The organism is uncultured Fibrobacter sp. (assembly GCF_937877005.1).
GTDB lineage: Bacteria > Fibrobacterota > Fibrobacteria > Fibrobacterales > Fibrobacteraceae > Fibrobacter.
In genome coordinates, this window is sequence record NZ_CALEFV010000014.1 from 1 (window position 1) to 1,430 (window position 1,430).

1 protein-coding gene is annotated in these 1,430 nt (G+C 52.5%); it reads left to right on the top strand.

The window, feature by feature from the left end; translation table 11 throughout:
* The coding region (gene sprA, locus Q0628_RS00640) for a cell surface protein SprA (protein ID WP_298767539.1) at window positions 1-1,430 on the top strand (1,430 nt) is incomplete at both ends.

A 1,430-nucleotide genomic window follows, 5' to 3' on the forward strand; every position in this document is an offset into this window, starting at 1 on the left:
ACTGGAAGCTTGGAGACTGGCGCCTTACGACGATTGCTTCGCAGGATGGTGGTGACCAGGAAGAATACAGCCTGAAGGCCAGCGAATCGACGACAGAATTCCAGATTCTTGATAAAGGCTTTGTCGCTTACCGTTATTACTTCTTGAACCAAGAGGCTAGGAATACTTACATCAAGGAATATTCGGTTTCAGGTAGAAAGACTTCGACCTATAAGGCGACCAGCCTGAAACTTTACAAGCGCAGTGCGACGAATTCCAAGGAAGTCATTGATAACGTCTATGTCAGGTATGTGACGCCGAACGGAAAGACGATTGTCAAGAAGGTGGAACGCTTGGCTGAAATCAAGAACACCAACAACGATGTGTTCTCTTACGATGAAAAAACGGGCGTACTCAAGATTAACGGAGTGAACCGCAATACCTTGCTTGCCGCTAGCTGGGCTGAAGACCACGATGGCAAGACTGCCGTGAAAGAAGGCGATACGATTGCGCTTGTCCAGTGGGACGCCACCCTTTCGGAACTCGTGGACATCGACAAGTTGATGTTGCGTAACGTGTATTCCATCGGTATTTCGGATGCAAGTTCTTCGAGCTTTGTGCTGCGCATGAAAAACAAGGCGGGCATTTCTGGAGACTTCCTCAAGAAACTCGGCCTGGTGGATACCACGACGGGAACGCCTTTGGTAAACGACGCTACAATCTTTAAGAAAGACGCTGCCGGTAATTACACGGGCGAAATGTGGCTACCTTGTAAATCGAGAGACGACCCGATCTATGCGGGTAAGCCGAACAAAGATGATCTGGCTCGCCAGAACTGCTTGGAACCGCTGCGTAACCTGGACTCGTCTGCGGCCATGGCTCAGCTCTATACGCTCCCGGTCTACAACCTTTCTCGCTATACGAATCGCTTCTACTTTGAATCGGTGGGTAAGCGCCGCAGTTCTACTTTGAGCGTCCGCGATCCCAGTTCCAGCTATTCCGTGAGTGGCAGTTCCTGTATGGATATTTCGCCGGGAACCGAAAAGGTGACGGCGGGCTCTACGACCCTTATTCGCGGTACCGACTACGAAGTCAACTACGAACTCGGCCAGATTGAACTTTTGAGCGAACGCGCCCTTGACCCGAACAAGGAAATCAAGGTCAGCTACGAATGCGAACCCCTGTTCGAAATCGACAACAAGCTGTTACTTGGTGCCCGCGCGGAACTCCCGCTGGACTTGTACGGCATGGGCGCAGGTTCCGTATTCGGCATTACTGCTTTGTACAAGAGCCAGAGCACGACAGCCCAGACTCCGACGCTTGGAAACGAACCGTATTCCAGTGTGCTGTGGGGCATGAACCTCCGCCTGCAGCGGATGCTGACGGGCTTTGCCGCCGGTGTCATGGTGGCGGCCTCGGTCTGGAGCCTCATCATCCCCGCCATGGAGCAG